At 65.9% G+C, this 22,076-nt stretch carries 24 protein-coding genes and 6 pseudogenes; 19 read left to right on the top strand and 11 right to left on the bottom strand.

Annotation, left to right across the window (positions count from 1 at the left end; translation table 11 throughout):
* The 7 genes and pseudogenes from GNX96_RS37555 to GNX96_RS37570 all read left to right on the top strand — a co-directional run.
* Positions 1–383, top strand: a pseudogene (locus GNX96_RS37555) (hypothetical protein); the annotation flags it as partial.
* Positions 380–511: a hypothetical protein gene (locus GNX96_RS58190; protein WP_279582496.1), complete on the top strand. Its 132-nt coding sequence runs from the start codon at positions 380–382 to the stop codon at positions 509–511. The pseudogene GNX96_RS37555 and the gene GNX96_RS58190, both read left to right, overlap by 4 nt.
* Positions 512–669: 158 nt before the next feature.
* Positions 670–939 (top strand): annotated as a pseudogene (locus GNX96_RS58195) (IucA/IucC family protein); the annotation flags it as partial.
* Between the two features lie 62 nt (positions 940–1,001).
* A complete protein-coding gene (locus GNX96_RS58200; RefSeq protein WP_279582497.1) occupies positions 1,002–1,766 on the top strand; it encodes an IucA/IucC family protein in 765 nt (254 codons plus the stop codon).
* The gene (locus GNX96_RS58205; protein WP_279582498.1) at positions 1,678–2,067 is read left to right on the top strand and encodes a ferric iron reductase; all 390 of its coding nucleotides are present in this window, start codon (positions 1,678–1,680) and stop codon (positions 2,065–2,067) included. The genes GNX96_RS58200 and GNX96_RS58205 overlap by 89 nt, the downstream gene beginning before the upstream one ends.
* Complete coding sequence (locus GNX96_RS37565) at positions 2,064–2,570, top strand: GNAT family N-acetyltransferase (protein ID WP_163572525.1); 507 nt, start codon at positions 2,064–2,066, stop codon at positions 2,568–2,570. The genes GNX96_RS58205 and GNX96_RS37565 overlap by 4 nt, the downstream gene beginning before the upstream one ends.
* Before the next feature lie 5 nt (positions 2,571–2,575).
* Positions 2,576–3,907, top strand: a complete 1,332-nt coding sequence (locus GNX96_RS37570) for a lysine N(6)-hydroxylase/L-ornithine N(5)-oxygenase family protein (protein ID WP_163572526.1) — start codon at positions 2,576–2,578, stop codon at positions 3,905–3,907.
* 66 nt (positions 3,908–3,973) lie between these two features.
* Here the strand turns inward: GNX96_RS37570 and GNX96_RS58210 are convergent, their stop codons facing one another.
* On the bottom strand, positions 3,974–4,330 hold the full coding sequence (locus tag GNX96_RS58210) for a hypothetical protein (RefSeq protein WP_279582499.1): 357 nt from the start codon (positions 4,328–4,330) through the stop codon (positions 3,974–3,976).
* Positions 4,331–4,339: 9 nt separating this feature from the next.
* Between GNX96_RS58210 and GNX96_RS65855 the strand changes: the two are divergent.
* From GNX96_RS65855 to GNX96_RS37580, 4 genes and pseudogenes are all read left to right on the top strand, one after another.
* Positions 4,340–4,426 (top strand): annotated as a pseudogene (locus GNX96_RS65855) (hypothetical protein); the annotation flags it as partial.
* Positions 4,427–4,499: 73 nt separating this feature from the next.
* Positions 4,500–5,036 (top strand): annotated as a pseudogene (locus tag GNX96_RS65860) (IucA/IucC family protein); the annotation flags it as partial.
* 66 nt (positions 5,037–5,102) lie between these two features.
* Entirely contained in the window at positions 5,103–5,651 is a 549-nt protein-coding gene (locus tag GNX96_RS65865) for an IucA/IucC family C-terminal-domain containing protein (protein WP_390624242.1), read from the top strand.
* A gap of 4 nt (positions 5,652–5,655) precedes the next feature.
* On the top strand, positions 5,656–7,434 hold the full coding sequence (locus tag GNX96_RS37580; protein ID WP_163572527.1) for an acyl-CoA carboxylase subunit beta: 1,779 nt from the start codon (positions 5,656–5,658) through the stop codon (positions 7,432–7,434).
* Here GNX96_RS37580 and GNX96_RS37585 read toward each other — a convergent pair.
* The 3 genes from GNX96_RS37585 to GNX96_RS37595 are packed head-to-tail and all read right to left on the bottom strand — an operon-like array spanning position 7,355 to position 9,037.
* A complete protein-coding gene (locus GNX96_RS37585; protein ID WP_163572528.1) occupies positions 7,355–7,918 on the bottom strand; it encodes a hypothetical protein in 564 nt (187 codons plus the stop codon). The two genes, GNX96_RS37580 and GNX96_RS37585, sit on opposite strands and share 80 nt — an antisense overlap.
* Positions 7,915–8,235 carry a hypothetical protein gene (locus tag GNX96_RS37590; RefSeq protein ID WP_163572529.1) on the bottom strand — a complete coding sequence of 107 codons (321 nt, stop codon included), beginning with the start codon at positions 8,233–8,235 and terminating at the stop codon, positions 7,915–7,917. Before GNX96_RS37590 ends, GNX96_RS37585 begins: the two co-directional genes overlap by 4 nt.
* A 55-nt stretch (positions 8,236–8,290) precedes the next feature.
* Positions 8,291–9,037: a hypothetical protein gene (locus tag GNX96_RS37595; RefSeq protein ID WP_279582500.1), complete on the bottom strand. Its 747-nt coding sequence runs from the start codon at positions 9,035–9,037 to the stop codon at positions 8,291–8,293.
* A gap of 291 nt (positions 9,038–9,328) precedes the next feature.
* On the opposite strand from GNX96_RS37595, the pseudogene GNX96_RS37600 reads away from it, so the two are divergent.
* Positions 9,329–11,835, top strand: a pseudogene (locus GNX96_RS37600) (DEAD/DEAH box helicase).
* Between the two features lie 23 nt (positions 11,836–11,858).
* On the opposite strand, the gene GNX96_RS37605 reads toward GNX96_RS37600, so the two are convergent.
* Positions 11,859–12,230 (bottom strand): YybH family protein, encoded by a 372-nt coding sequence (locus tag GNX96_RS37605; RefSeq protein ID WP_163572530.1) that lies wholly within the window; start codon positions 12,228–12,230, stop codon positions 11,859–11,861.
* Positions 12,231–12,385: 155 nt separating this feature from the next.
* Here GNX96_RS37605 and GNX96_RS37610 point away from each other — a divergent pair, with 155 nt between their 5' ends.
* On the top strand, positions 12,386–12,994 hold the full coding sequence (locus tag GNX96_RS37610; RefSeq protein WP_279582501.1) for a class I SAM-dependent methyltransferase: 609 nt from the start codon (positions 12,386–12,388) through the stop codon (positions 12,992–12,994).
* 121 nt (positions 12,995–13,115) lie between these two features.
* Here the strand turns inward: GNX96_RS37610 and GNX96_RS37615 are convergent, their stop codons facing one another.
* The 4 genes from GNX96_RS37615 to GNX96_RS37630 all read right to left on the bottom strand — a co-directional run bounded on the left by GNX96_RS37615 (position 13,116) and on the right by GNX96_RS37630 (position 16,050).
* Positions 13,116–13,412, bottom strand: a complete 297-nt coding sequence (locus GNX96_RS37615) for an alpha/beta hydrolase (RefSeq protein ID WP_279582502.1) — start codon at positions 13,410–13,412, stop codon at positions 13,116–13,118.
* Positions 13,413–13,468: 56 nt separating this feature from the next.
* Entirely contained in the window at positions 13,469–14,173 is a 705-nt protein-coding gene (locus GNX96_RS37620) for an epoxide hydrolase family protein (protein WP_163572532.1), read from the bottom strand.
* 72 nt (positions 14,174–14,245) lie between these two features.
* Complete coding sequence (locus tag GNX96_RS37625) at positions 14,246–15,073, bottom strand: helix-turn-helix domain-containing protein (RefSeq protein WP_163572533.1); 828 nt, start codon at positions 15,071–15,073, stop codon at positions 14,246–14,248.
* The gene (locus tag GNX96_RS37630; RefSeq protein WP_163572534.1) at positions 14,956–16,050 is read right to left on the bottom strand and encodes a GAF domain-containing protein; all 1,095 of its coding nucleotides are present in this window, start codon (positions 16,048–16,050) and stop codon (positions 14,956–14,958) included. The genes GNX96_RS37625 and GNX96_RS37630 overlap by 118 nt, the downstream gene beginning before the upstream one ends.
* A 185-nt stretch (positions 16,051–16,235) precedes the next feature.
* Here GNX96_RS37630 and GNX96_RS37635 point away from each other — a divergent pair, with 185 nt between their 5' ends.
* A complete protein-coding gene (locus GNX96_RS37635) occupies positions 16,236–16,877 on the top strand; it encodes a GPR1/FUN34/YaaH family transporter (RefSeq protein WP_163572535.1) in 642 nt (213 codons plus the stop codon).
* A gap of 83 nt (positions 16,878–16,960) precedes the next feature.
* On the opposite strand, the gene GNX96_RS37640 is transcribed toward GNX96_RS37635, so the two are convergent.
* On the bottom strand, positions 16,961–17,488 hold the full coding sequence (locus GNX96_RS37640) for a hypothetical protein (RefSeq protein WP_279582503.1): 528 nt from the start codon (positions 17,486–17,488) through the stop codon (positions 16,961–16,963).
* Here GNX96_RS37640 and GNX96_RS37645 point away from each other — a divergent pair.
* The gene (locus GNX96_RS37645; protein ID WP_163572537.1) at positions 17,482–17,631 is read left to right on the top strand and encodes a hypothetical protein; all 150 of its coding nucleotides are present in this window, start codon (positions 17,482–17,484) and stop codon (positions 17,629–17,631) included. The genes GNX96_RS37640 and GNX96_RS37645 overlap by 7 nt on opposite strands.
* 742 nt (positions 17,632–18,373) lie before the next feature.
* A complete protein-coding gene (locus GNX96_RS37650) occupies positions 18,374–19,480 on the top strand; it encodes a winged helix DNA-binding domain-containing protein (RefSeq protein WP_163572538.1) in 1,107 nt (368 codons plus the stop codon).
* On the opposite strand, the gene GNX96_RS37655 is transcribed toward GNX96_RS37650, so the two are convergent.
* Positions 19,446–19,928 (bottom strand): TetR-like C-terminal domain-containing protein, encoded by a 483-nt coding sequence (locus GNX96_RS37655; RefSeq protein WP_163572539.1) that lies wholly within the window; start codon positions 19,926–19,928, stop codon positions 19,446–19,448. The two genes, GNX96_RS37650 and GNX96_RS37655, sit on opposite strands and share 35 nt — an antisense overlap.
* A gap of 247 nt (positions 19,929–20,175) precedes the next feature.
* Between GNX96_RS37655 and GNX96_RS58215 the strand changes: the two are divergent.
* The 3 genes and pseudogenes from GNX96_RS58215 to GNX96_RS37665 form a co-directional block, all read left to right on the top strand.
* Positions 20,176–20,496, top strand: a pseudogene (locus tag GNX96_RS58215) (SDR family NAD(P)-dependent oxidoreductase); the annotation flags it as partial.
* 37 nt (positions 20,497–20,533) lie between these two features.
* Positions 20,534–21,106, top strand: coding sequence for an SDR family NAD(P)-dependent oxidoreductase (locus tag GNX96_RS58220; RefSeq protein ID WP_279582504.1), 573 nt, complete (start codon positions 20,534–20,536; stop codon positions 21,104–21,106).
* A 72-nt stretch (positions 21,107–21,178) separates the two neighbouring features.
* Positions 21,179–21,967 carry an MOSC domain-containing protein gene (locus tag GNX96_RS37665; RefSeq protein WP_279582505.1) on the top strand — a complete coding sequence of 263 codons (789 nt, stop codon included), beginning with the start codon at positions 21,179–21,181 and terminating at the stop codon, positions 21,965–21,967.
* Positions 21,968–22,076 lie beyond the last annotated feature (109 nt).

A 22,076-nucleotide genomic window follows, 5' to 3' on the forward strand; every position in this document is an offset into this window, starting at 1 on the left:
CGAGCGACGCGTTCCGGACGGATCGCCGTCACCTTCACCGCGACTTCGGACCTGTACAACCTTGGAGTTTCGGCGATACTGCCACCAAACTGACGCTGTCGGCGGCGGCGGCGATCGCCGCCGCGCCACGGTTGGAGCTGCTGGCTCCGCCGATTCTGACGACCGTGGTCTTCCGATATCGGGCGAAGTCCGATGTGGACAAGGTCAATGCGGCCCTGCGGCGACAGTTGATCGTGGACGGGACGGCCGTGGTTGGCCGGACCGAGCGTGCCGGCGAGACCTGGCTGAAGCTGACACTGCTGAATCCGTACGCCACCCGCACCGACCTCGACCGGGTGCTGGACGCCGTCGTCGCGGCCGGCGAAGCGCAGGAGAACAAATGACAGACCGGCTGGATGACGCCGATCCGGCGGCGGTTGCCGAGTTCGCCGCGATGGAGAACCTTCTTCGTTGTTGGATAAGGGAAACAAACGTGCCGCGGCCAGATGGCGACCGATTGTGTTGTCGCTGAAGTCTTCTGGGATCACGCTCGAGGCAGTGGTCACGCACTGGTCGGCGGCCGGGTGGCACCGGTTCGGCGAGGTTTTGGTGGCCGGGCACGGTCCGGCTGATCTCGCGACGGTCGCGGCGCTGATCGCTCGCGAGGCTGGCTTTGGCTCGGGAGAGTCGGTGTCCGGCGCCGATCTGGTCGCCCGGATCCTGGATTCGGCCCGTCGTACGGCCGAATTCGTCGCCGGCCGGCGGGCCGAACCGCGAGATCCGGAGGGCACCACACCCTTCCTTTCCGGTGAGCAGGCGCTGATTCTCGGCCACCCGTTGCACCCGACGCCCAAGAGTCGGGACGGCATGCGCGACGCGGAGGCGCGGGCGTACGCGCCGGAGCTGCGTGGATCTTTTGCGCTGCACTGGTTCGCGGCGGCGCAGGAGATTGTCAGTTCTGACTCGTCCGCCCCGATGATGTCCACATTGGATGGTCCAGCGGTGCCCACCGGCATGTCGCGGTGCCGGCGCATCCCTGGCAGGCGGCCGATCTGGTCGGCCGGCCGGCAGTGGTCGAGGCTCTGCGCAAGGGAACCCTCATCGATCTCGGGCCGGCTGGAGCGCCCTGGTTTCCCACCTCCTCGCTTCGTACGATCTATCGACCGGACGCGCCGGTGATGCTGAAACTCTCGCTGGGATTGCGGATCACCAACTCCCGCCGGGAAAACCTGCGCAAGGAGCTGGTCCGCGGCGCCGAGGTGAGTCGACTGCTTGACGCCGGCATCGGCGCGTCCATCCAGTCGAGGTATCCCTGCTTTGACATCCTCCGGGATCCCGCCTGGCTCGCGGTCGACGAACCCATTCACGGGCTGGATGTGGTGCTGCGCGCCAATCCGTTTGGCGCGGATGACGAGTTTCGTTGCGTGGCAGGGCTGGTGGCCGCTCGGCCGGGGATCGGCCCGTCCCGCCTGGCGACGCTGATCGGCAGTCTCAGCCAGCGCCTTTCCCGTACACCCGGCGATCTTTCAGTGGAGTGGTTCCAGCGCTACTACCTGGCGGTGATCGAGCCGGTGCTCTGGTTGTGCGGTGCCCATGGCATCGCATTGGAAGCCCACCACCAGAACACCCTCGTGCAGCTCGACGATCAGGGGTGGCCGGTGGGCGGCCGTTATCGGGGACAACCAAGGCTATTACTTCATGGCTTCACGGATCGGCGAGCTGGACCGGCTGGTGGCTGGCGCCGGGCAGGAGTCGGACACCACCGTGCCCGACGAGGTGGCCGATGAGCGGTTGGGCTATTACCTGGGGATCAACAACATTCTCGGTCTGATCGGTGGCTTCGGATCCGCCGGCCTGGTGGCGGAGACCGAACTTTTCCATGCGTTGAGGGGCGGACTTGCCGCGACGCGAGAGGCGATGACGGTGGCTGGACTGCGCGTGCCGGCCATGGTGGACACCTTCCTGACCTCGCCCACCCTGCGATGCAAGGCAAATCTGCTGACCAGGGTGCACGGGATGGACGAGTTGGTCGGGCCGGTGGCTACCCAGTCGGTCTACGTGACGATCCCGAATCCGCTGCGGTCATGAGCGCGGACGACTTCCAGCTCCGGGAAATCACCGAGGCGGATACCGATTTGTTGGTGGGGTGGATGAACGACCCGGAGGTGGACCGGTTCTGGGAGCTGGCCGGGCCGCCTGAGCGAACGGTCGCGCACCTCGCCACGCAGGTGGCGCTGGGACACACCACCTCCTACATCGGGGAAATTGCTGGCGAACCGATGAGCTATTGGGAGCTCTACCGGGCCGACCAGGATCGGCTCGGCCAGTTTTACCCGGCTCTCCCGCACGATGGCGGCATCCATTTGTTGTTGGGGCCGGCCACGGCTCGCGGCCGTGGCCTGGCCGCCGTCCTGATCGGCGCGGTCGCCGATCGGATGTTCGCCGGCGACGCCGAGATGTCCCGGATCGTGGCCGAGCCGGACGTGCGGAACGTCCGGTCCATCCGCGCCTTCGAGCGGGCCGGTTTCAGTCGTACGACGGACATTGTCCTTCCCGAGAAGCGCGCCGCGCTGATGGTGCGCGAGAGGTGATCTGAGTGAACAGCGAACCGTACGATCTGATCGGCGTCGGGATCGGGCCGTTCAATCTGTCCCTGGCGGCGTTGGCCGATCCGGTGCCGGGGCTGCGAGCCCTTTTCCTGGACGCGAAACCGGAGTTTTCCTGGCATCCGGGGATGTTGCTCCCCGGCACCCAGCTGCAGGTGCCGTTCCTGGCGGACCTGGTGACCCTCGCGGATCCCACCAGCCGCTGGTCCTTTCTCAACTACCTGCGTGAGCATGACCGGCTTTTCCCGTTCTATTTCAGCGAAAGGTTCCACGCACCGCGGCGCGAATACGATCATTACTGTCGATGGGTCAGCCGGGAGTTGGCGGGCTGCCGGTTCGGCGCCGAGGTTGGCGCGGTTCGTCGGTCCGGCGACTTCTTCGAGGTGACCTACCGAGAAGCCGAGCGGAACCACACCGTGTTGGCCCGCAATGTGGTGCTGGGCGTGGGAACCGAGCCGGTGCTGCCGGCCGCGTTGGCTGCTCTGGACAGTGATCGAGTGGTGCATTCGGCCAGCTATCTCGGCCGCCGGGACTCCATCGCGGGCCTGTCGGACGTGACCGTGGTGGGTGCCGGGCAGTCTGGCGCGGAAGTTTTCCTGGATCTGCTGCGGGATGCGCCCGAACACGGCCGCCGGGTCCGCTGGATCACCCAGACCCCGTTCGCGCCGATGGAGTATTCCAAGCTCGGACTGGAGCATTTCACCCCGGCCTACACCGACTATTTCCGCCGGCTACCCGCACCCGTACGAGACGCGCTGGTACCTGAGCAATGGCAGCTCTACAAAGCGATCAGTGCTGAGACGATCGCGGAGATTTTCGATGTGCTCTACGAACAAGGCATCGGCGGCGAATGGCCGGAAGCAGTGCTGCTGCCTGGCGTCACAGTGAACGCGGCCGCCGACACCGGCGGACAGTTGGACCTGACGTGCCGGCATGTCGAGCAAGGTCGCGAATTCGGCGTACGGACCGCGGCGGTGGTCGCGGCGACCGGTTACGCGGCTCGGCAACCGGATTTTCTGACACCGATCTCCGGCGGCGTCGCCTGGGACCAACAGGGTCGCTACCAAATCGACGAGAACTATCGAGTGTCCTTTGTGGACGACTGGCCGGCCGGCTTGTACGTACAGAACGCGGAGTTGCACACTCACGGCGTCGGCGCGCCAGACCTGGGCCTTGGCGCGCATCGGGCCGCGATGATCCTGAACGCGATCGCCGGGAAGGCCGCCTACCGGCTGCCGGCCCGTACGTCATTCACCACTTTCGGTGCCCCGGCACCGCAGCCGGACTCGGAGGCGCCCCGTGTCGCTGTACCTGCCCGATGAGCTGACCGCCGACCGCTGGCAGGACGCGTCCCGCCGGATGTTGGCCAAGGCACTGGCCGAATTCAGCTATGAGGAACTGCTCGTCCCGTCGTCGCTGCCGGGCGGGATCGGTACGCCGTCGAACTTTCCGAGCGGCTGTCGTACGTCTTTACCGCCCACCGTGGTGCGTACGACTCGTGGCATGTCGACGCGGAGACGATTGTCCGCCGAGAGGATGGAATCGACGCGCCCGCCGACGACGCACTGCGGTTCATTTTTGATGCCGGACCGGCGATCGGACTCAGCGGCGACACCACCGGGCATCTCATCCGGGAACTGTCGGCCACCCTCAGCGCTGACACTCGGTTGGCCGGATCCGCGCTGCCAGTGGAAAAGCTCGCTGACCTGCCGTACGCAGAGGTGGAAGGCTATCAGACCGGCCACCCCTGGATCGTGCCGAACAAAGGGCGGCTCGGGTTCTCGGCCACCGACGCGGCGACCTTCCCACCCGAAGCACGCAAACTCTTACGCCTGCCGTGGATCGCTGTGCACCGGGACCTCGCGACCTACCAGTTCACCGGGGATCTGACCGAGCAGCGGCTTTCGAAAAACCGAGCTGGATTCCGACGCTCGCGCGAGATTTGTGGCCGTCCTGACCAAACGCGGCCTCGACCCGGCCGACTATCTGTGGCTGCCGGTGCATCCGTGGCAGTGGGACGACACGATCCTGCCGCTGTTCGCCGCCGACGTGGCCGCTGGTCGGATCGTCCCGTTGGGCGATGGGCCGGACGATTTCCGGGCGCAGCAGTCGATTCGTACGTTCAGCAACGTCACCTCGCCGAGTCGGCACCACGTGAAGCTGCCGCTGTCGGTGCTGAACACGCTGGTGTGGCGCGGCCTGCCGACCGAGCGAACGGTGGCCGCGCCGGCGGTGACCGAGTGGGTGCTGGGGCTGCGCGATCAGGATGAATTCCTCAGCGATGAGGCGCGTCCGGTGCTGCTTGGCGAGGTGGCGTCGGTGACCGTACGCCATGACCTGCTGGAAAGCGTTCCGGGCGTGCCCTACCAGTATTTGGAGCTGTTGGGCGCGATTTGGCGGCAGCCACTGACGACCGAACAGCTGGATGCGGACGAGCATGCGCGTACGCTCGCCGCCCTGCTCTATGTCGACCCGGAGGGCCGTTCGCTGGTCGGTGAACTCGTTTCACGCTCCGGCTTGACGTCAAAGGAATGGCTGGCGCGGCTCGTACACGCGATGTTGCCGCCGCTGCTGCACTTTCTCTACCGCTATGGTGTGGTCTTCTCGCCGCACGGCGAAAACGCGATCGTGGTCTTCGACGAGCACGAGGTGCCGACCCGGCTCGCCGTCAAGGACTTCGTCGACGATGTCAACGTCAGCGCCGCGCCGCTGCCGGAGCTCGCCGACATGCCGGCGCCGGTGGATACGATCCTGCTGCAGGAGCAGCCGGACTTTCTTTGTCAGTTCATCCATTCGGGGCTGTTCGTCGGGCATTTCCGCTATCTGGTCGAGGTGATGGACCTCTCTCAGGATGACTTCTGGTCGGTTGTACGTGCGGAGATCCTCGCCTATCAGCGGCGTTTTCCCGAACTGGCCGAGCGTTTCGCGCTTTTCGACCTGTTGACCGACCGGATCGAGCGACTTTGCCTGAACCGCAACCGATTGTTGCTGGACGGCTATCGAGATCGCCCGGAGCGTCCGCACGCGGCTGTGCATGGCACGGTCCCCAACCCGTTGGCGCGGTGAGACGATGGTCTGGGAACCGGAGCTGGCCGAACGAGCCCGGCGGGCCGAACTGGCCGCCCAGCTGGGTGGCCCGGAGAAGGTGGCCCGGCAGCGGGCCGCCGGCCGGCTGACCGTACGGGAACGGATCGACGGCCTGTTGGATCCTGGTTCTTTCCGGGAAATCGGCGGTCTGGCCGGCCGTGGCACGTACGATGAGAATGGCGAACTCACGGATTTCTCGCCGGTGAATCTGGTCGTCGGCACTGGGCGGATCGATGGTCGCAAAATCGTCGTACGCGCCGACGATTTCACTGTGCGAGGTGGATCGGCGGACGCCGGAAACCTCGCCAAGACCGCATATCCAGAGCAGTTGGCACACGAAATGCGGCACCCGCTGGTCCGGCTGATCGAGGGCAGCGGCGGCGGTGGCAGCGTCAAGATGCTGGAGGATCACGGGTTCACATACGTGCCGGTGAACCCCGGCTGGGACCATGTGGTCGCCAATCTTTCCACCGTGCCGGTGGTTTCGGCCTGCGTCGGGCCGGTCGCGGGCCTGGGTGCCGCGCTCGCGGTCACCTCGCATCTGACGCTCCTGGTGGACAAAACGGCACAACTTTTCGTTGCTGGTCCACCGGTCGTGCGATATGCGACCGGAGAGGATGTCACCAAAGAGGAGTTGGGCGGCGCGTCCATTCATCGGCGCAGTGGTGCCGTCGATCTGGTGGTGAGCAGCGAGATCGCTGCTTTCGCCGCCGTACGAGCGTTTCTCTCGTACCTGCCGACAAGCGTTTACCACCTCCCACCAGTGATCGAAGGCACTGACGATCCCGATCGGCGAGAAGAGAGCCTGGTGTCGCTGGTGCCACGCGATCGCCGCCAGCCGTACAAAATCGCGCCGCTGCTCGACGCGGTTTTCGATGCCGGCTCGGTGTTCCGGTACGCGGGTTTCGGCGGCTCGTTGGTGACAGCGCTGGCCCGACTGGACGGGCATCCGGTGGGTGTGGTGGCCACCGATCCGTACAAAGGCGCGACTTTGACCGCCCAGGGCGCGGCGGACGCTCTCACCCGGCTGGCCGATCTCTGCGAGACTTTCCACCTACCGCTGGTATCGCTGACCGACCAGTCCGGCATGGTGATTGGTACGGCCGGCGAACGGTCCGCCGCGATCCGCCACGGCGCCCGCGCGGTTGCCGCCATTTACCAGGCAAAAGTGCCGATGGCCGAGGTTATTGTGCGGCGAGTGTTCGGGGTCGGCGGTGCGGGTCAGGTCAATCGGCACCGGCTGGTCCGGCGATGGGCCTGGCCGTCCGGCGACTGGGGTTCGCTGCCGGTCGAAGGCGGCCTGGAAGCGGCCTACCGAGCGGCGGAGTTGGAGGCAGCGCCGGACCGCGCTGCCGAGCGGGCCCGCATTCTGGAAAGGCTCGACGCGGTGCGTTCGCCGTTCCGTACGGCCGAACGTTTCGGCGTCGAGGACATCATCGATCCGGCCCGAACTCGCGGCCTGCTCTGTGACTGGGTCCACGACGCGTACGACCTGTTGCCGCCGCTCATCGGGCCGCCCGCATTCGCCCCAGACCATAGAAACCAGGCCATGGAAACCAGGCCATGGAAACCAGGCCATGGAAACCAGGCCATGGAAACCAGGCCATGGAAACCAGGCCATGGAAACCAGGCCATGGAAACCAGGCCATGGAAACCAGACCATAGAAACACAGAAAGCCGACTCAGCGGCGGAGAGTGTAGATGGTGGTGTCGGCATTGCAGGGGCTGGGAGCGTTCACCTCGACTCGCAGGTTGCCGGTGACCGTGTCGTAGTCGACGCCTTCGACGGTGTATGCGCCGACGCAGCTGCTGCGCAACGGAAGCTGCGCCAGCCAGGTCACGTGCGCGGTCACATCCTTGCCATCCAAGCGATGGGCGAGATCGATCTGCAGCAACGGCTTGCTGGTCGGGTAAAGATCGTTGTTCGAGTCGTCCGAGGCGCAGATCAGCCTGGTGGCGCTGACAAAGTCGCAGCCCTGTGGGTTGCGGACCAGCTGCTCGAGCAGCACCCGGCCGGCCAGCGGCAGGTTGCCGCCGGTGCGCGGGAGAACTGGATTCAGCAGTGGTGCGGGGAAAACCAACAGCCGGGTGACCGGGGCGAGTTCGCTGGAAACCAGCCACTGTCCGTCCGGGGAGACGGTTGTGTACGCGTTGGCGTTGGCAGTCGTTTCGCCGTCGCCCAGCTGGTGCACGTACTCGTACCGCTGACCGCCAGGTGTCGTGACCAGCATCATTTTCTTCGTCACCGTGCCGACGGTTTGCTGGTAAGGATCGAAAACATAGCCGCGGAACGAGTCCGGATCACCGATGTGACCCCAGCCTGGGCCTGCAGGTCGGCCGGAATGGTGGCCCCGGCCGTGTAGTAGATCCGCAGTGGCTGGCCGGGCGTACGAACGGTCGCGACACCTTCGCCGGCGATCGAGCCGCTCACAGTGGTCTGGTCGACGACTCGCCAAGCGTGCGGATGAACGGTGTTCGCGGTCACCGCGGGAGCCGTAAAGCCGGTGAGAGCGGCGCCCAGCGTCACCGCCAGAATGCCGAGGCGGACACGGTCACGGATCATGTGGTGCCTCCTGGAAGCGGATGCAAGCGACCCTAGGAGGCTGGCTCTTCTGCCGTCAATCCCCTTCTAAGAAGCCAAAAAATGGTTCATAGATGTGAACGCCAAAAGGCCGTCTCCGGCGCGTGGGGCGGGTCGGAGACGGCCGGGAAAGGGCCGCAAGTGGCCAGCGGGAAATCAGCCGATCGTGGTGGTGGTCAGGGTCGGGTTGGGGTCCGGGTAGCACTTGGCCGGCGCGCTGATCGGAATTCCGAGCGGGCCGTTGACATTCGCGGTCACGGTCAGGCCCGGGTCGTCCAGCTGGTGTGCCGCCGAGCTGGCTGGTGATGGTGCCGGAGCCGCCGGCGGTGAGGTTGAGGGTGATGGTGGGCAGCTCGAAAGTGGAGCCGCCGTTCACCGGGCCGGGCACGCTGAGCACGACATTACTGCCGCTGAGAGCGACGGTCGGGGTCGAGTTCAACCCGGAGCCGCCGACCAGGGTTGCCGACACGAACGTCGCATTCGCCGGCACCGGAATGTTCAGTGAAAGATCCTGGACATTCTTGATGGTGTAACCGCCGGCCGAACCGGGAATCTGGTTGGACGCCGGGTCGATGACGACGGCGACCGCGCCGCCGGCCGCGACGGTGGCTGGCGCACTCGCGTCGAGGTCCTGGTTGAGGGTGAAGTCGGCGGTCTGGCCGACAGCTGTGGCCTGGCATTTGTACATGGCGGTCTGGGTGGCGGACGCGGCCGTGCCGAGCGTGAGCACGGGCACGACCGCCAGGGCGGTGATGGTGGCGAGGCGGCGGGTGGCCAGCTTCATCGGTTCTCCTTGGCGAAGCCGCGGTGACGCAGCTCTCAGCGGGGATGGGCAATGTGGTTCTTACACCCACAAAACTGGCTACTCAACGGTACGTTCTTCACAGACTATTCACATATCAGCGACAAATGCCTGGTCAGGGCCATAGTTGGCGGAAAGTACGCGGAACGGATGTTGTCACCTCCTGGCCACGCCGGGTGCCTGCGTACGGCCGAGCCAGGTGCCTGCGTACGGCCGGCCCAGGTCCCTGCGTACGGCCGGGCCGGCGCCGGCATCGCTACCATGGGTGGTCTGATGACCCTCACCGACCAGCTGCCGCAGACCGCCGATCCCGACTCCCTTTACGAGGCTTTCGCCGGCTGGGTCCAGGACGGTGGCATCAGCCTCTATCCGGCCCAGCAGGATGCGCTGATCGAGGTGGTGTCCGGCTCCAACGTCATCCTCGCGACCCCGACCGGGTCCGGGAAGAGCCTGGTCGCCGCCGGCGCGCATTTCGCCGCGCTCGCGGACGGCCGGCGGAGTTTCTACTCGGCGCCGATCAAGGCGCTGGTCTCGGAGAAGTTCTTCGCGCTCTGCGACATTTTCGGCGCCGAGAATGTCGGCATGATGACTGGTGACTCCAGTGTCAACCCGGAGGCGCCGATCATCTGCGGGACGGCCGAGGTGCTGGCGAATATCGCGCTGCGCGATGGTGCGGCCTGCGATTTTCGGTTCGTCATCATGGACGAGTTCCATTTCTACGCCGATCCCGAGCGCGGCTGGGCCTGGCAGGTGCCGTTGCTGGAACTGCCGGACGCACAGTTTTTGCTCATGTCAGCGACTCTTGGCGATGTCAGTTTCTTCGAAAAGGACCTGACTCGGCGCACTGGTCGTACGACCGCGGTCGTCCATTCCACCGAACGCCCGGTGCCACTGCACTACTCGTACGTTTTGACGCCCCTGCACGAAACACTAACCGAGCTGCTCACCACTCACCAGGCGCCGGTCTACATCGTGCATTTCACCCAGGCGTCGGCGATTGAGCGGGCCCAGGCATTGATGAGCATCAATGTCAGTACGCGGGCGGAGAAGGACGCGATCGCCGAGCTGATCGGCAATTTCCGGTTCAGCTCGGGATTCGGAAAGACGCTGTCCCGGCTGGTACGTCACGGGATCGGTGTACATCACGCCGGCATGCTGCCCAAATACCGCCGGCTGGTGGAACAGCTCGCGCAGGCCGGTCTGTTGAAGGTCATCTGTGGCACCGACACGCTCGGCGTCGGCATCAACGTGCCCATCCGTACGGTGGTTTTCACCGCTCTGAGCAAATACGACGGCATCAAGACCCGACACCTGAAGGCCCGTGAGTTTCACCAGATCGCCGGCCGCGCCGGCCGCGCCGGCTACGACACCGTCGGGTCGGTCGTCGTACAAGCGCCCGATCATGTGGTGGAGAACGAAAAGGCGTTGGCCAAGGCCGGCGACGACCCGAAGAAGCGCCGGCGGGTGGTCCGGAAGAAGCCGCCGGAGGGCTTTGTTTCGTGGGGCACGGCCACGTTTGAGCGGCTGGTGTCGGCGGAGCCGGAGCCGCTCACGTCGAGTTTCGCGGTCAGCCACGCGATGCTGCTGAATGTGATCTCCCGACCGGGCGACGCTTTCGTGGCGATGCGGCACCTGCTGACCGACAATCACGAGAGCCGGCCCACCCAGCGCAAACTCATCCACCGCGCGATCGCGATCTATCGGGCGCTGCTGGCCGCCGGGGTGGTGGAAAAGCTCGACGAACCGGACGCGCAGGGGCGTACCGTCCGGCTGACCGTCGACCTGCAGTTCGACTTCGCGCTAAACCAACCACTTTCGCCGTTCGCGCTGGCCGCTTTCGAGTTGCTCGATCGGGAGTCCGAGACGTACGCGCTGGACATGGCGTCCATTGTGGAGTCCACTTTGGACGATCCGCGCCAGGTGCTGTCCGCGCGCAGCGGAACAAGGCTCGCGGCGAGGCCGTGGAGGCGATGAAAGCCGAGGGCATCGAGTACGAGCAGCGGATGACCTTGTTGGAAGACGTGACCTACCCCCGGCCGCTGCTCGAGCTTTTGGAGGCCGCGTACGGGATGTACAGGCGCGGCCATCCGTGGGTGGCGGACCACGAGCTGTCGACCAAGACGGTGGCCCGGGACATGTACGAGCGGGCGATGACTTTCACCGAATACATCTCGTTCTATCAGCTGGCCCGATCCGAGGGCCTGGTCCTGCGCTATTTGGCTGACGCGTACAAGGCGTTGAAGCAAACTGTCCCGGACGAAGCCAAAACCGACGAGCTGATCGACCTGGTCGAATGGCTCGGCGAGCTGGTGCGCCAGACCGACAACAGCCTGCTCGACGAATGGGAGCGGCTGCGCAACCCGGAGGCCGAGATCGCGGCGCCGGTGCCGGGCGACGACCGGCCGCCGGCCGTCACCTCGAATGCGCGCGCTTTCCGGGTGCTCGTACGAAACGAACTCTTTCGGCGGGTGGAGCTCGCGGCCCGCCGGCGCTATTTCGACCTTGGCGAGATGGACGCTGAGAGTGGCTGGGACGCGACCGCCTGGCAGGACGCCCTGCGGCCGTATTTCGACGAACACAACGACATCGGCACCGGCGCGAACGCCCGCGGCCCGGCGCTGCTGATCATCGAGCAGCTCGCCGACCGGTGGAATGTCCGGCAGATCCTCGACGACCCGGCCGGCGACCATGACTGGGGCATCAGCGCGCAAGTCGACCTGGCCGCCTCCGACGAGGCCGGCACCGCCGTCGTACGGATCGTGGACGTCAACCAGCTCTAGCCTCAACAATCCCGGGGAAAGCGTCAGGCGTTGGTGAAGCCGTTGTCGACGGCGATGCGCCAGGTGCCGTCGGGTTGGTGGCGCAGGATGTCGGCGAAGCCGGCGTCGAGGTCGAACGGGGTGCCGTCGCGTCGGCGACCGGTGAGCGCGTACCGGCCGAGCGCGAGCACCACATCGTCGGAGCGCACGAGGCTCGACGGGGTGACCGTTAGCCGCGCATCCAGTTCGAGGAGCCGTTGCAACGCCGCGCGCAGCTCCGCGGGTCCGTCGGTGACTTCGCCGGGCCTGATGACGAACACCGCCTTCGGGTCGTAGGTCGCGAGCACCCCCTCAAGGTCGCCGTTGTTGAAGGCGGCGGCGAGTTCCGGGTGCACCTGTTCGGGTTCTGCGGCCATGACTGGAAATCTAACAGCCGGCCATGGGGGAGCTGGTCGACCGGTTCGGCCCACCTGACGATTCCGCCGCGCCGTATTCCTGACTGCATCCGGCCGATCTCCCGCTTGCTGTCCACGATCCGGGCGGCTTCCCGTTCACGTTGTAGCCTTGGTGGGTGTTCTGGTCTCAAGGTCCTTCTTCGCGTGAACTGGCGATCCAGGCGCTGTCGTCGGTCGAGCGCGGCTACGACCTGCTCGGGCCGAAGTTCGACCACACGCCTTTTCGCACCCCCGAGACCATTCTTGGCGCGACCGCTGATGCTTTGCGTCCGCTTGGGCCGTTCGAGCGTGGACTGGACGTGTGCTGCGGTACGGGCGCGGGCATGCGGGTCCTTGGACCCCTGTGTCACGGACAGGTCACGGGCGTCGACTTCAGCACCGGCATGCTCGCGCAGGCGCGCAGGGCACACCCGTACGCGGACTGGGTGCGGGCCGACGTCCGGGCTCTGCCGTTCGTCGAGGCCTTCGACCTGGCGGTCAGTTTCGGGGCGCTTGGACACTTCCTGCCCGCCGAACGGCTCGCGCTGTTTGACGGGATATACCGCTCGTTGCGGCCGGGTGGCCTCTTTGCCATGCCGATAGCTGCGCCTGCGCCGATCATCTCGGGCTGGTATTGGGCGCTGCTCGGATTCGATGTGGCTATGAGGGTCCGCAATATCGTGTGGCGGCCTCCGTTCGTCATGTATTACCGCACCCACCCGCTGCACGCGACCGCAACGACCTGACAACAGCCGGATTCACCGTGACAACGCTCCCTTTGACGGCCCTGGGCCGCCGCGAGGACGACAGCCCACGGTGCCTACTTGTCCTCGCCCGGAGACCAAGCACATCTTGATGGGCCGCGATTTATGGCTTGTCCGGGCTGGGAAAGTACGGCCGGAAAGCGGCCTCGATTTCGGCGACGAACCGGGACGGTGACTCCAGCGCGAGGAAATGGCCGCCTTCGCCCAGGACGACCCGGCGGGTGAGGTTCGGATAGGCCCGGCGCAGCCAGGACTCCGGTGGCACCGGCAGCTTCGGCTCGTGCGGCAGCAGCACCGAAGTGGGCACCGGTACGGATTCGCCGGGCAGCAAAGGCTTGTACGGCAACGCATATCGCCGCATCGACGTGCTGATCGTCTCGGTCACCCAGTAGATCATCACGGTGGTCAGCAGGTCGTCGGCGCTGAGCTGGTCGCGGGTCGCGGGATCGCTCCATGTCAGGAATTTTCCAGGATCCAGGCGGCCAGTCCCAGTGGCGAGTCGTTCAGCCCGTACGCGAGGATCTGCGGTCGGGTCTCCTGAACGTGTGCGTACGCCCCTTCCGTCGCGTCCCATTCCTGTTCGGCGGCAACGAAATCTCGTTCGGCGTCGGTCAGCGCGGCGGGCGGGCTGAGCGGATTCGCGGTCTGAATGGCGAGCACCGAATCGGCGTGATGCTGGCCCAGCCGGTTGACGATGCCGCCGCCGATATCGTCGCCGTGCGCCACATAATGGCGGTGTCCGAGCTCGGACACCATCAACTGGTCGAAAAGATCGGCGACAAGTTCCTGGCTGACATCGTCGGTGGCGTACCGGTCGGAGAAACCGAAGCCGGGCAGCGTGGGCACCACCACGGTGAAGTTCGCGGACAGCGGGCCGAGAACATTCAGATACTCGACGAAGGAGCTCGGCCAGCCGTTGGTGAGCAGCAGCGGCAGCGGATCCCGGCCGGTGCCGGGAATCCGCAGGTAGTGCAGGCCAGTGCTCGAGCGGAACTGCGGGAACGCGTTCAGCCGCTTTTCCTGCCGGCGCCAGTCGTACGAGTCCCGCCAATAGCGAACCAGCTCTTCGATTCGACTGATCGTGTCGGCGGTCTCGCCACCGTCCAGCACCGGCGGCGCCGGCATGCGTACGCGCCGAAGACGCTCACGCAGATCGTCCAAACCGCCTCTGGAACCGCAACGCGGAATGGCTCACTCACCGGCAACCTCCTGCTCCGGAGGACAACACTAGTGTCAGGCCGGGCGAGCCGCCGAAGAGATGCCGTATTGCCGGATTTTCCGGTAGATGGTGGCCCGGGACATGCCGATGGCGTTCGCCGCCCGGGTCGGGTTTTCGTCGTTTTCCAGCAGCGCGTTGACAATCGCGTCTCGTTCCAGCGCCTCGATCGGGGACAGCAGCCGGTGGCTGGCCGAGCGGCATTCCGGTGGCAGGTCGACGACCTCGATCACCCCGGACGGCCGCCTTTTGATCGTGGTGGACAGGACCCTGCGCAGCTGACCGACATTTCCCGGCCAGTTGAGCCGGCCGAGCTGGGCCAAAGCCTGCGGTGAACAGGTGAGCTGCTCGCTTTTGGTGAGCTGGCAGAGCAAATGGTGCACCAGTTCCGGCAGGTCGTCGAGGTGGTGGCGCAGCGCCGGAACTTCCACCGTGCGGGGAAAAATCGAACGCAACGCGGTGTCCGGCGATCCGGTGGTGTGAGTGAGGACGACCCGAATCGGACCGTCCGGGGTGTCCCAGCAGTCGTCGCTGAGCAGGTCGGCGATCGCCGCGGCCTGCTGGTCGGTGAGTTTTTCGGCTTGTGTAAGGACAACGGTCGCGCCAGGAATGGTGAGGTCCTCGGACAGGGCCCGGAGCCAGCTGTCCACCTCGGCCGCGTCCGGCGGACCGATGACCCGCAACGGCCGGCCGGGATCGTGGTGGTGGTGGACGGCCCGGAGCAGCGTCAGCTTGCCGGCGCCGGGCTCACCCTCGATCGCGAACCAGTCTCCGGTGGCATAACAGGAAGAAGCCTGCTCGACACAGCGCTGCCAGGCTGGCCCGGTGCCGGCCAGGCCCGGCAAAGCCGTCCGCTTTCGGTTTCCACCATGGAAAGAGACCGCGCCGGTTGGTCTTTCCAAGCGAATCTGGAAAAAACTCCGCCGGCCCGGCCAGCTTCGGTGGTGGCCGGCGAATAGCGCAGATGGGCCGTACGCCCGCTGGGCAGTTCGACCGTACGCAACGCGTGTCTGTCGTCCATGGTGTCCACGGCGTAGCCGAAAAGGGTCTGTTGTTCGGCCGGATCGATCAGTTGCCTGAGTGAATCGTTCATCATCAGCACGTCATTGTTGAGCGCCAGCACAGGTCCGGCGGACCGCTGGCAGATTTTCATGTATTCCCGCATCAAGGCCAGTTCGCGTTGCCCTGACTGGGCCAACAGCTCGGCCTCGATCTGCCGTGCGGTCGCTGAGGCCAGTGCGATCAACATCGGCCCAGGTGTCCGGCTCCACGTGGTGATGTCCAGTACGCCGACCACCTTGCCGCGGATCGGGTCGCGAATCGGCTCGCCCGCGCAGGCGAACTGCCCCAGCTCGCCGGTGTAATGCTCACGACCGTCCACGAATGCCGCTGACCGGTTGGAAATCGCGGTCCCGATCCCGTTGGTGCCGACGAACTGTTCGGCGTAGCTGAAACCGGGCGCCAGCTGAACAGCGTCCAGTGCCTGGCTGATGGGAAAACTGGAACAGCGCCGGTCAAGCACCACCCCGGTGTGGTCGGTGAGAATGGTGCTGACCACTTCGCCGCTAAGTTTTTCGTGCAGTACCTCCAGGATCGGCGCGGCACTGCGGGCCAGTGGCGCTTCCAGATCGGGATCGCGAACAAAGGGCGCGACAATCCGGTCGACGTTTACCTTGCTTTCCCGGGATCTTTCCCAGGACGCGAGAATGACCCGCCTGATTCCGGGCGGACCCTCGCCCGTACCGGTGAGAAAGCGGTCACGAGCGTGGCTGACTTCGGCGTCCTCGTACCCGCTTGGTCTGATGCCCGGCTCTCCTGCCACGAGAGCTCCTTTGAGTGGCCGTACGAGCAAGAGTAGGGCCATCCCGGTGTGGGCCGTGTCTCAGATTGAGACGGTTGGTCGCCTCCTGACGCGGTGTGATGGCTGGAGTCCGCGGTACCTCCCAACCACCATGCGGTGCCTGGTTACCGGGCCGGGTACGCGCGCCTATCCGTAGGGAGTTCTCGATGACCACCTCCGCCGCCCATCTCGCCCCGCCAGAGGCCGCCGCCCCGGCGGTCCCGAACCCCTTCCTGGAGAGCAACCCGGCCGCCGTCGGGCTGCCCGCCTTCATCGCCGGCTCGATCGCGCTCGGGTTGGTACTGGTCGGATACGTGCCGGCCAGCGCGGTCGGCGCGTCGCTGCCGATCATCGGGGCGGCCACCGCGATCGGGTTGACGATCGCGGCCTTCTGGGCCGCCGCCGCCGGCCAGAGCGCGGTCGCCAGCATCTTCGGGATCTTCGCCGGCTTCTGGCTCTCGTACGCGGTGCTCGTCATGGGCCTGATCCACAGCTGGTTCGGCATCACTGCGGACGCGGCGGTGGCCACCCAGGGCCTGTTCCTGATCAGTTGGCTGATCATCGTGGTGATGTTGACCCTCACGACACTGCGGCTGCCGTTCGCGTTCAGCCTGCTCTTCGTACTCATCGACCTCGCCCTGGTTGCAGTCCTTATAGGCACCTTGCAGGGCTCGGCTGGCTGGCTGAAGATCGGCGGTGTCCTGGTCTTCGTGTTCGCCGCCGTCGGCGTCTACCTCTACGCGGGCGTCGCGTCCGCCACCACCGGCGGGTCGAACCTGCCGCTCGGCAAGCCCATCATCGGCGGCTGACCTGTCCCTTTGTCCTTATGTCCGCAACGCCCCGTTGCTTGCGCCAGACGCAGAAACGGGGCGTTGCGGACAGAACAGCCCGGTCAGAGGGTGTGAACCCAGCGGGCGGTGTCGGCGACGCCGGTGATGTTGGAGCCTGAGTGGTACGACCCGCCGTACGACAGCGGCGTCAGCTCCGTCACCGGCACGTGGACGCCGTGCGCCTGGAACGACGCCTGACACGACGTGGTGTTCGCCGGCGCGGCCTCGACATCGCCGCTGGCCGAGCGCAGCAGCCGGACCGGCACCCGCGGCGCCCAGTCCTTGCAGATGCTGTCCGCCTCGGCGAGCGCGGCGGCGAGTCGGCCGGTCGGGTGCCGCAGCATGTCCAGGCCCTGCTCGGTGTACAGCTCGTCGACGGTGGCCGGCAGCGTCGACAGCATTTCCGGGCCGGAAGTGCGCCCGTTGAACAGCCGCTCGACCTTGTCCGCGTACGGCTGCTGGAAAACGTCCCGCGGGCTCGGGTAAAGGTGGTGCAGCTTGTTCCACGCGACCATCACGAACGCGCTGTACGCGACGCTCGCCTTGGGATTGAGTTTTCCGTTGACCAGCGCGGGCAAATTCGATGCCACCGAAGTCGTACGCGCCGCTGATCGCGGACAGTGCGCCCAGCCGGAACCAGCCGTCGGCGCCGCCCTGTAGCGCCCGGGCCAGCCCGACGGCCGCGTTCGCGCCCTGCGAGAAGCCGTTCACCAGCACTTTGCGTTGCAGCTGACGGCCCTGTCGCTGCGCGGCCGTACGAGCCGCCCTCAGCATGTCCACTGAGGTGGTCGTCTCGGAGGGGATGTCGAGATAGGCGGGATACATCGGGGTTCCATAGCCGAGGCCCAGATAGTCCGGTGCCACCGCGGCGAAACCGGTGCTGGCATACGTGAGCGCCGGCGCCACATTCCAGATATCGCCCGAGAGCAGGTAGGTCGACGGGGTGTCCTGCCAGTAGTTCGCCGTGCCGTGCGTGTACGAGACAACCTGTAGGTCGCCCTTTTTGTTGATCGGCAAGGCAAGGAGGCCGCTCGCGGTGGTGGGACGGCGGTGCGGGTCGACCGTACGATAAATCAACCGATAAGTCTTGACGCCGTAGCGTAGGGTGCCGGGGTCGGTGAATTCGCCCTTCTTCAGAGTCGCGGAAACGGCCTGGGCATTGGCAAAAGTGCCCAGATAGTCGACGGACAGCAGCTGGCCGCGGGAACTGGTCGTACTGACCGCCGGATTCGTGGTGGCGGACGCGAAAGCTGCACCTGGCGCGACGCGAACAGGCCGGCCGCGACGATCGCGGCCGTCATTGGCAATGTGATAGCCGCGAGCGTCTTTTGTTTTCCGGAATCGGTTTCTCATGGCCAGGGACGCTATTGCCTCCGACTACGGACGGGCGTCACCCTGTGGTCCTGTCCCGCGGGTCCCTCTCTGGAGTATCACCGGGTGATACCAAGGTCTCCCGCGGACCGTACGCTGCTGGAATGGCAACGAAAGTGGTGAGCCGGCGAGTGCTCAACCGGGCCTTGCTGGAACGGCAGCTGCTCGTACGGCGGTGCAAGCTCAGGCCCGCCGCGGCCATCGAGCGGCTGGTGGGACTGCAGGCGCAGGCCACCAATCCGCCCTTTCATGGTCTTTGGTCGCGGTTGGTGAATTTTGATCAGCGGCAGCTGGACGAGCTGATCACCAGTCGTCAGGTCGTACGGGCGGCGACCATGCGCGGGACCCTGCACCTGCACACCGCCGACGATTTCCTGACCATCCGGGCGGTCGTTCAGCCCGGCTTCGAGCGGGCCATGCAGTCCACGTACGCCAAGGTCCTGGATGGAATGGATGTCAATGAGTTAGCCAAAGTCGGACGCGAGCTGTTGGCCGGCGAGCCGCTCACCTTCGGGCAGTTGCGGGACGGACTGCTGGCTCGCTGGCCGGGCCGGCACCCGACGATGGTGACAAATGCGGTGCGTACGCAGGTGCCGCTCGTCCAGGTGCCGCCATGCGGCACGTGGGACCGCAGCGGGCCGCGGGTCTACACCACGATCGAGAAGTGGCTCGACCGTCCGGTGTCCGCCGAACCAGCGGGGGAGTCACTGATTTCCCGTTATTTATCCGTTTTCGGTCCGGCGACCGTCGCCGACGTACAGAACTGGTCCGGCTTGACCCGACTCGGCGAGGTGGTGGAGCGGATGCGCCCGACCTTGCGAACTTTGCGCACCGAAGACGGTGCCGAGCTTTTCGACCTGCCGCGCGGCGCGTTACCCGATCCGGACCTGCCAGTGCCGGTGCGACTTGTCGCCGAATTCGACAACGTGGTGTTGGGGCACGCTGACCGCTCCCGGATTGTCCCCGACAAATACCGAAAGCGGATCATGACCGTCAACGGCATCGTCCGCGGCACCGTACTTTCCGACGGTTTTGTGGCAGGGCTGTGGAAAATCCAGCGTACGAAGACGGCAGCCACCTTGGTGGTGACGCCCTTTTCCGTACTGGACCAGGAAGCCACCGAAGCCGAAGCTCTGTCCCTCCTGCGTTTCACCGCTCCTACCTCGGAACACCAGGTCAGTTTCGAGGCGGGAACGGAACGTCAGGGGTGATGATGTGGGAGAGGGCGGTGCTGATGTACGCGTCCCGGCCAGCAGGGGCCGCGTCGTCGAATTTTCCGTCCAGTGCCAGCTGGGCGAAGCCGTGGCAGAGCGACCAAGCGGCCGTGACAGCGAGGCGGCCGGTCTCGTCGAGCTGGCCACCGCCGAGGTAGGCGCTCATCGCGTACCGCAGTCGTCGTGCGCGCGCGGCGGCGAGCGCGGCGCGCAGGCGCGGGTCATCGGATTTGAGCATCGAGCGGCGGAACATCAGCTGGAAACGGCCGGGATGGTCGAGGGCGAAGCGTACGTAGGCGAGCGCTTGGGCATGCAGCCGCTCGGTCGGGTCGGCGCCTGTGCTGGCGCGCAGGGCTGCTCGGAGGGTCTCGCAGCCGCGGATCGCGACCTCGGTGAGCAGCCCGGCCGCGTCGCCGAAGTGGTGCGCGGGTGCGGCCGGTGACACCTTGGCGCGGCGGGCCGCCTCGCGCAGGGTGAAGCCCTCGACGCCGGCGTTCGGCCAGGATCTCGTCGGTGGCCCTGATCAGCGCGTCGCGCAGGTCGCCGTGGTGGTAACCATGCCGAGGCAGCTCGGTCATGCGTTTCCTTTCGATCGTACGTCCGGCGACAACTTACTCGTACCTCTATCTTGACAGTGTTTAGATCGAGTGTTTAAGGTCCATCTTAACGCTGTTCAGATAGGGGAGTTGGTCATGGCGGAAGACGAAACCAGTCGGAGTCGGCGAGGGTTGCTGCGGGGAGCCGCGATAGGGGCCGCCGGCCTCGCGGTCGGCTTCGGAGCGGGCGCCACGGTGGGGGTGGGCGCGGCAGCTCCGCCGTACCAGGGCTCCGGCCGCCGGCGGTTCGCCGGCAAGGTCGTGCTGATCACCGGCGCCACCTCCGGGATTGGGCGAGCCGCGGCGATTCAGTTCGCCGCCGAGGGCGCGAAAGTGGGCTTCTGCGGCCGGCGGGTGGACCGCGGCAAGCAGGTGGAGCAACAGATTCGGGCGGCTGGTGGCGAGGCCACCTACGTACGAGCGGATGTGCTTGTCGAAGGCGACGTGAAGTCCTTTGTGGACACTGTCGCGGGGTCGCTACGGCGGGCTGCACGTGGCTTTCAACAATGCCGGTATCACCATCGAAAAGCCACTGGACCAACTCACATCGGCCGAGTTCGACCGGGTGATCCACACCAACCTTCGTGGCAGTTTCCTGGCCACCAAATACGAAATCCCGCATTTGGTGGCCGCTGGCGGCGGTACCATCGTGGTCACCTCATCGTCCAACGCGTTGGCGACGACGGAGAATCGCGCCGCGTACACAGCAAGCAAACGCGGCATTGTCGGTCTCATTCAGTCGGCCGCTTTCGACTTCGCGGCGAAGGGCATCCGGGTCAACGCCCTCATCCCGGGCACCACCGATACCGAGTTGGTCCGCCGCGCCGCCGGAATGGAAAACGTACCGGACCCGGCCTGGCGAGTTTTCGCCAGCCAGTGGGCCAAAACTCACGTACCTGGATTGGGGCGAATGGCCACCGCGGACGAGATCGCGGCATTCGCGCTGGCGTTGGCCTCCGATGACTTCCCGTACCTGACCGGTGCCCAAATGGTCATTGACGGAGGTAAAACCGCGCATGCCGGTTGACAGTGACCGCGGGGGTCGCTGACTATGGGTGAGCGCCATAAAGCGCACCTGGGTCGAGAGGCGCTGCGACGGGTGACACCCGCCACGCTCGGCCACGGGTTGACCGCGAAGGGCGCCTCCGTCAAGGAGGTGGCTCTGATGCAGGTGCTCGGTCGGGTGGTCGCGCTGTGGCGCTATCCGGTGAAATCTATGGCAGGCGAGTCGCTGGACTCCGCCGATGTATCGTGGCACGGCGTTGCCGGCGACCGCCGCTGGGCTTTCATCCGTGCTGGCCAGGTGGCCAACGGATTTCCGTGGCTGACCATCCGGCAGCGCCCGGAAATGTCGCTCTACCGCCCCGTTTTCACCGACCCGGACCGCCCCGACGCCTCGCCTACGGTGGTGCATACGCCGTCCGGCGCCGAGGTCGACGTGCAGGATCCGGCGCTGGCCGGCGAACTCGGTGACGGCGTACGGGTGATGAAACAGAATCGCGGAATTTTCGACGTACTCCCCGTTTCCCTGATGACAACCCAAACCGTCGACAGTCTCGGCGAGCTTGTCGGCACTGTTTTGGATCCCGTACGGTTCCGCCCGAACCTGGTTGTGGAGGCCGCCGGCGACGCGCCTTATCCGGAGGACCGGTGGGTCGGCTCGACGATCCGCGTCGGCGACCTGGAAATGCGCGTCGACCAGCGCGACCAGCGTTGCGTGCTGGTCAACTACGACCCTTTCACCACCGAACGCAACCCCGCCATCCTTCGTACCATCGCCCGTGACCGCGACGCCTGCCTCGGGGTCTACGGCACCATCACGCGCCCCGGTCGCGTCACGGTCGGCGACCCAGTCCTGCTTCGCGCCGGAGTCTCTCGCGCCGCGTGATCTTCGGCGGCAGCCGCCTGGGAATGTAACGAAACTGGTGAGGTTTTGTCCGTTTCGCTACATTCGCGAGTGGTTGAGTGCGCAGGAGTCACTTGAGTCACAGAGATAA

It is taken from the genome of Fodinicola feengrottensis, from assembly GCF_010993775.1.
Taxonomy (GTDB): domain Bacteria; phylum Actinomycetota; class Actinomycetes; order Mycobacteriales; family HKI-0501; genus Fodinicola; species Fodinicola feengrottensis.

Coding starts and splice junctions, on each gene's coding strand:
- GNX96_RS58190 (WP_279582496.1), top strand. CDS start 380: ATGACAGACCGGCTGGATGACGCCGATCCGGCGGCGGTTGCCGAGTTC.
- GNX96_RS58205 (WP_279582498.1), top strand. CDS start 1,678: ATGGCTTCACGGATCGGCGAGCTGGACCGGCTGGTGGCTGGCGCCGGG.
- GNX96_RS37565 (WP_163572525.1), top strand. CDS start 2,064: ATGAGCGCGGACGACTTCCAGCTCCGGGAAATCACCGAGGCGGATACC.
- GNX96_RS37580 (WP_163572527.1), top strand. CDS start 5,656: ATGGTCTGGGAACCGGAGCTGGCCGAACGAGCCCGGCGGGCCGAACTG.
- GNX96_RS37590 (WP_163572529.1), bottom strand. CDS start 8,235: ATGATCCGTGACCGTGTCCGCCTCGGCATTCTGGCGGTGACGCTGGGC.
- GNX96_RS37595 (WP_279582500.1), bottom strand. CDS start 9,037: ATGAAGCTGGCCACCCGCCGCCTCGCCACCATCACCGCCCTGGCGGTC.
- GNX96_RS37605 (WP_163572530.1), bottom strand. CDS start 12,230: ATGGCCGCAGAACCCGAACAGGTGCACCCGGAACTCGCCGCCGCCTTC.
- GNX96_RS37635 (WP_163572535.1), top strand. CDS start 16,236: ATGACCACCTCCGCCGCCCATCTCGCCCCGCCAGAGGCCGCCGCCCCG.
- GNX96_RS37645 (WP_163572537.1), top strand. CDS start 17,482: ATGCCACCGAAGTCGTACGCGCCGCTGATCGCGGACAGTGCGCCCAGC.
- GNX96_RS37650 (WP_163572538.1), top strand. CDS start 18,374: ATGGCAACGAAAGTGGTGAGCCGGCGAGTGCTCAACCGGGCCTTGCTG.